Genomic DNA, 6060 nt, shown 5'->3' with positions numbered 1-6060 from the left:
GGCCGGGCCGGGACCTGGACGCTCGACGTGAGCGCAACGGATGAATCCGTGTACTTGATGTTCGCGGCGGTGCCGGAGCACTTCACCGGGAATCAGACGTACGCGTATCGTTTGCGGGTGAGCCCGCCAGCTACCCCATAAGTGTGCCAGGGTGAGAAACCGAACGGTAACAAATGGACCCTGATCATCCTCGGCGGCCCCCGAGTCTTTGCACGCCTGTCACCGTTCCTGTGTGTGGCCCGGGGTGCGAGCCTTGCGGCGGCGCGACGAAGAGGAAAAACAACGCTCATATCCCGTAGCGCTCTCCAACTCGCCCCCCGGGGCACGGGCCCTGAAGCCCAAACCCAGAGGGGCTGGTTCTATCCGGGTGTGCTAGCGTCCGACGGACGCACCCGTCAGCATCGACAGTGCGGACAGCGTGGTCTGCGCCGCATTGAGTCCTAGGCGGAAATCATCGTCGGTAAACGTGGTCCAGACGTCGAGAGTGGAGTGCCACGTCGGATTCCAACCTGCCCCGGTATGAGCCCCGCGCTCATTCTCTCTTAGACTGATCGACGGGACGATATTCATAAAAGGCGTCGAGTCGGTGTTCGTCATATGTGGGCCGACTGTCGCTGGGTAGTCTGTGTTATAGGCATCAGCCGCCGCCTTAAAGGTGAAAGCGAGCCTCATCGATTCATCAGCGAGGTCCGACGCCGACTGGAATTCGATGTTGACGTCGGCTTCCGGGCGTTGGTTCCGGCTGACCGTGCCATCCGCCCGAGGTGCCCCGTGGTCCCAGAGCATCATGTCGTGCTGGATCATGCCCAACCACGTGGGCTCGGGGTAATGCCCTGAGCCGGCTGGATTCTCCAGTCCCTGCAGACCTTGCCTCTGCTCAACGTATGCCGTCGCACCGTTTAGGCCGGTTTCTTCGTTGTTCCACAGAGCGAAACGGATCGACACGTCGGTTTGTACGTCAGGTGAACTGAATAGACGAGCAAGCTCCATCACCAGGGCCGTGCCTGACCCATCGTCGTTTACCGCTTCGTTGACGCCGTGACCATCCATGTGGGCGCCTACGATGTACATCTCATCGGGGCGGGTCTTCCCCACTTTGGTGCAATAAACGAGGCTGCGCTCACCGTTTACGGGCTCTTCCCGGTTGAGTTCGCGGATGCGCTCGTCGGGTTGAGCCTGGAGGTCGCGGTTTACGCCGGTCCGGCCACGGTATCCGTAGATTGAGCTGCCGCCCGGTCCATTCCCGTTGCGACCGACCAAGCCTCCGGTCGGTGTCGTGAGGTCAGGCAGGACGGCTGTGCCTCCACGCGGACTGCGCCCTCCGCCGTTGTTTCTAGGCGCAGGATCAAAGTCATAGATGACCCGCTCGGTGTTGGTGCAGCCAAAGGATTGCAGCTGGGCCTCAATCCAGTCCACCGCGTTGCGGTTTCGCTCCGTGCCCTGCCGCCTGTCTCCGAACTGAGTTAACCCCTTAAGTGTGGTCTTATAGTCGTCCAAGGTCAGGCGGTCGACCAATGTCTGGGTCGGGTCAACACCGTTGTCCTGAGCCTGGGGGAAGGGGGCTGCCAAAACGTTTTGGGATAAGGCACCACTCGCGACGAGGGCAAGGGCGCTCGCGGTGAGCAGGGATCGGATGCGCATGTTCCGGGACTCCGGGATGAATCAGGTCAACGGATCGTGGAAGAGTCAGACCATATCCGTCGGTAGCATCTAGGACAACGGCGCATCCGGGTCGGAAACACCTAAAATGTCGAACTCCGCAGGCCTAACAGGACAACACATCTCTCCAGTTTCTCGCTCCTGCTACCGACCGTTGTCCCATTCACAGAGTCCCCGCATCCCCGTCCAGAACCCTCGCAGCCCTTGATGCTTTGCCGGGTTCGTTGATTGCCTCGCATGGGAAAGGTGTTGTCAGGACTCGGGAAGGGCCGCAGAATCGCAGGATCGGCGATGCATCGCATCGTCCTGCGTTTGTCCTAGCCTTTGTCTCACGAGAGGAATCCATGAAGAATACGATGATGGTGCTGGTCGCCGGTTTCCTGTTGGCTGGGTCCCTTGAGGCTCAGCAGCCCGGACGGCGCGGTGGCTCACCACTTACGCCCGAGCAACGCGCCGAGCGCGAGGCTGCGAGAGAAGCAGCGATGAATGAGCCTCGCCCGATCGCGGCCATGGAGAGCCTCTGGCTAGAAGAGCTGACCTGGATGGAGATCCGGGACGCAATTCGTGCCGGTAACACCACTGCGCTGGTTTTGACCGGCGGAGTCGAGTCGAACGGGCCACACCTCGCGTCCGGAAAACACAATTTTTCGAATCAACTGATGGGCGAGTCTGTGGCTGGCTCGCTTGGCCAGACGCTGATCGCGCCGCTCGTGACGCTTGAGCCCGGCAACCCCAGCGGTCCCGTGCGCCTTGGCAATACGGGTCCGATGGTATCGCAGGCCACCTACATCGCCTGGCTCACCGACATCGGTGACAGCCTTCGCGGCATGGGCTTCACTGAGGTCTACTACCTGGGTGATAGCGGCGGAAACGGACGCGGGATGCAAGCGGCCGCGGACGCATTGAATGAAACGTACAACGGAGCGCCGACCCGATTCCATCATGTCCCTGAGTTTTACAACCATGTCCAGGTGCGCCAGTACATCCAGGAGACGCTGGGCATCCCCGAGGAAATGGAATATCAGGCCAGCGCGGGCTCAGACGGGATTCACGAGGAACTCTCGATTACATCGATCATGTCCGTGATCGATCCCAACTCGATCCGCTTTGACCAGCGGGTAGAGGCGGGACGGGCGTCCATCAACGGAATCAGCCTCGAACCACTTTCTCAGACACAGGAGCTGGGCCGCAAGCTGATCGAGTTCCGGACAGCAATCACAGTTGATGCGATCCAGGCGTTCAGAGCCGGCGCGAACCAGTAATCAGCGTCTCGGGGTTTGATCTGGGGTAGACCTGCCGCACCTGAGTGGCTGCCTCTTCCGCACCCTAGCCTGAGGAACCAGGGCTGCTTCAAACCCAAAGCCTGTTTCGAGGTCGAGGTGGTTCCCCTCCTTCGCAGCCGTGTGGCCGAACTCCTTGCTTGAGCCGCGCCCGCAGCGCGGTGCTATCTTGCAACCATGTTCCGGGGCGTGGTGCGAACCGCTCGGTATGCTCGAAGCTGGAAGTCGAGCGCCAATGTAAGTGTTCGTCAGATCAACATCAGGCGGGACGGCCTCACGGTGCCGGCGACATTTGTGGTACCCAACGGCGCCACTGGCCGGCTTCCGGGATGGATCGCGATCGGCGGCGTTTCGAGAAAGGGACGTTTCCACCCCCAGCTCGTTCGCTTCGCTGAGGCGCTCGCCTCGAGCGGCGCGGCCGTCATTATTCCGGAGGTCCCGGAGTGGCGCGCCCTCAATGTCACACCCAGGGTCACGGCACCCACCATCCGGGGCTGTGTCGAACGCCTCGACATGCTTCCGGAGGTCATACCTGGGCGATATGGAGTGATCGGGTTCTCCTTCGGCGCTCCGGGAGTAGCGATCGCCGCCTCGAGTCCCGAGCTGACGGAGTCCGTTTCGGGGATCGTGCTGTTCGGAGGCTATTGCTCCTTGAAGCGGACGCTCACCTGCCAACTGACGGGGCGGCATGAGTGGAGCGGGGTAGCCTATGACCTGAGCCCGGACCCTTACGGTCGGTGGATCGTCGGGAGCAATCACCTCACCGACGTGCCCGGACATGAGGACGATGGCGATGTGGCGCTTGCGTTGCACCGACTCGCTGATGCAGCCAGCGGAGGGCGTATTTCCGCCTGGGAGCCTCATCATGACACCATGATCAGAGAGCTCCGAGCGGCACTACCATCGCGAAAGCAGAAGGTCTTTGATTGCCTCGCGTCGACGTCGTCGGGTTCGCGTCCACCTGATGAGGAGTGTGTGTCGCTCGCGATCAAGCTTGCAGATGCATGCAAGCGCGTAGAGCCGCTGCTGGAGCCCGTCGCGGCCTTGGGCTCTGTGCGGGTGCCCACCCAGGTGATCCACGGCCGGGGGGACCGACTGGTGCCGTTCACGGAGAGTCTCCGCCTCATGCACGGGCTTCCGAAGGACGTACAACGCGGGACCACGGTCACCGCTCTGCTTAACCACAGCAAGGATCAACAGATCCCGTCGCATCTAGGAAGGATCCGTGAGAATGCCAAGCTCTTCCAGGCCCTGCGGAGGTTGGTAAATACTGTCTGAGTGCCCGCTGTCAGAAGAAACCTGACGGCCGATGTGCACACTTACATGGACAATGGCCGGCCCCGCTAAGGGCCAAGGGCCCTCACGTTTTCCGCTGACTTCAGACTCTACCTGGCGGCATCACCGCCTGCGGACACACTTCAGGGTCTTCTAGTTCGGGGACTCAAGGAATCCCTATGCCGGGGCGGCGCTCAACCTACATGACGAGGAGACGCTGAAGCGCTGCTTCGAGGAGGATCTCGTAGTAGCTCGTGACGTTGTCTGCCGTCAATGGAATCCACTCGTCGATAGTCGCCGGATTGCCCTCCGCAATCCGACCTCCGGGCGTGATCGTGTGCCCGATGTTCCACATGAACAGTGCGACGGGCTGGTCGGTACCGGGAAAGGTCAGGACCTCTTCCCATTCCCAGGTATTCGAGTAACCGCCGGGGGGCATGCCCACCACGGGTCCGAGTTCGTTGTCCACCACCTGGTGAATGAACTGGTCTAGGTGGGACCCACCTGACGGACCCGAGATGACCGCGAAGTGCCCAGTGAAATGCACCGGTGCCGGCTGGAGGACGCCGTCAGAATTCCGCGGCGCGTGAGCGGATTTAAATGGCACGTCGTTGGTGTAGTCGTCTCCGCGCTCAAGCGCGGGAACCACATCTTCTTCCAGCCACTCCATGAGCCAACTTCCGTCGTCGATGGTCTCCTGCACACCGCTGTCGGTGAACGCTCGCTTACCAAACGCTTGCCGCCGCTCATCGACAAAGGGCTGGATCACGTCACTGATCCGGAGATTGCCGAAGGTGGTCTTGAACGGTTTCCCCTGCAGGCGTTGCACTGCGTATGCCCCGCGTGACCCCCCGCCACTCCGTGTGACGTCGATGACGACGGTGTAGTCAAGCAGACCACGCTCCTGCGCGATCTCCATGAGCACGTCGACATCCTCGACCATGGTCTCCCTGAAGCCGGTCCAGATCAAGACGATGACCCGACGCGCATCACTGACCAGGAGGTCGTAAGTCACGGTTTCGTGAACGAGCTCGAAGCCCGGGTACGCTGGCTCACCGGTTCCTTGCCATTCGAGTTCTTGAGGCTGCGCAAGCGGGAGGTCAAAACGGCGCTCCGCACCGTCCTGGGTCGCCACAGTCAGAACGACCCCTTCTCCACGTAACTCCCGGGGAAAGAGCGCGGTATGCTGGGTCATGCTTTCCGCCAGCTTCCACCGGAGTCCTGCAACTGTGGAGTGACGCATGTACTGCATCGCTTCGCGTTCCCACTCCGCCACCGTGCGCCCGTTCACCTCAATGACGCGATCGCCGATGCCGGGCAATTCCGTGTCTCCCGCGCCTGTCGCGAGGTCACCAACGAAGTACACCGATTCCGCTCCAGACAGATCGGGGAAGACACGCACAGGCGCGAGGGTGGCTGCGATATCCTCTCCACCGATAACAGGTATTCCAGCACTGTCTGGAATTGTGATACCACCCTCAACGAGTGAAATGTCGAGGTGCCGATCCCTTCGGGCTGTGCTGAGTCGCGACAGCTCGTAAAACAGTTGCTCCTCCGTGCCAGCAGAAACAAAGTCTGCACGCAGGGCTCGCATGGACGCCACAGGGTCGAATCCCAGATTCGTGTTCTTTACCAGAGACCACGCTTCACGCCGCTCGGTTCGCGCCATGATCGTGTCAAATAGAGCCGCCCTCATTTCGGGTGTCCCTGCCTTGCCACCAGGAGCCTCGGTGCAGGCAGATGCGGTCGCGACGGTGGTCAGTAGGGCGAGTTTCAACAGATGTGAAATATGCATCGGCCTAAAGTGAGGGGGCGAGCGGCGCCAGCCAAGCCCACTCTGCCCGTG

At 61.2% G+C, this 6060-nt stretch carries 4 protein-coding genes; 2 read left to right on the top strand and 2 right to left on the bottom strand.

From position 1 onward, the window contains the following. Nucleotides 1-372: 372 nt before the first annotated feature. Nucleotides 373-1641: a M28 family peptidase gene (locus OSA81_06780; GenBank protein ID MDE0898703.1), complete on the bottom strand. Its 1269-nt coding sequence runs from the start codon at nt 1639-1641 to the stop codon at nt 373-375. A gap of 362 nt (nt 1642-2003) precedes the next feature. On the opposite strand from OSA81_06780, the gene OSA81_06775 reads away from it, so the two are divergent. Next, complete coding sequence (locus tag OSA81_06775; GenBank protein ID MDE0898702.1) at nt 2004-2921, top strand: creatininase family protein; 918 nt, start codon at nt 2004-2006, stop codon at nt 2919-2921. A gap of 195 nt (nt 2922-3116) precedes the next feature. Beyond that, nucleotides 3117-4217, top strand: coding sequence for a hypothetical protein (locus OSA81_06770; GenBank protein MDE0898701.1), 1101 nt, complete (start codon nt 3117-3119; stop codon nt 4215-4217). A gap of 196 nt (nt 4218-4413) precedes the next feature. Here OSA81_06770 and OSA81_06765 read toward each other — a convergent pair whose 3' ends face one another. After that, a complete protein-coding gene (locus tag OSA81_06765; GenBank protein MDE0898700.1) occupies nt 4414-6009 on the bottom strand; it encodes a hypothetical protein in 1596 nt (531 codons plus the stop codon). Nucleotides 6010-6060: the final 51 nt, after the last annotated feature.

The organism is Longimicrobiales bacterium, from assembly GCA_028823235.1.
In the GTDB taxonomy this organism is placed as follows: Bacteria; Gemmatimonadota; Gemmatimonadetes; order Longimicrobiales; family Gaopeijiaceae; genus UBA2589.
This window is presented reverse-complemented; position numbering and strand designations above follow the sequence as displayed.

Excerpts from the sequence above, each read along its gene's own strand:
- OSA81_06780 (MDE0898703.1), bottom strand. The coding sequence starts at position 1,641 with ATGCGCATCCGATCCCTGCTCACCGCGAGCGCCCTTGCCCTCGTCGCG.
- OSA81_06775 (MDE0898702.1), top strand. The coding sequence starts at position 2,004 with ATGAAGAATACGATGATGGTGCTGGTCGCCGGTTTCCTGTTGGCTGGG.
- OSA81_06770 (MDE0898701.1), top strand. The coding sequence starts at position 3,117 with ATGTTCCGGGGCGTGGTGCGAACCGCTCGGTATGCTCGAAGCTGGAAG.
- OSA81_06765 (MDE0898700.1), bottom strand. The coding sequence starts at position 6,009 with ATGCATATTTCACATCTGTTGAAACTCGCCCTACTGACCACCGTCGCG.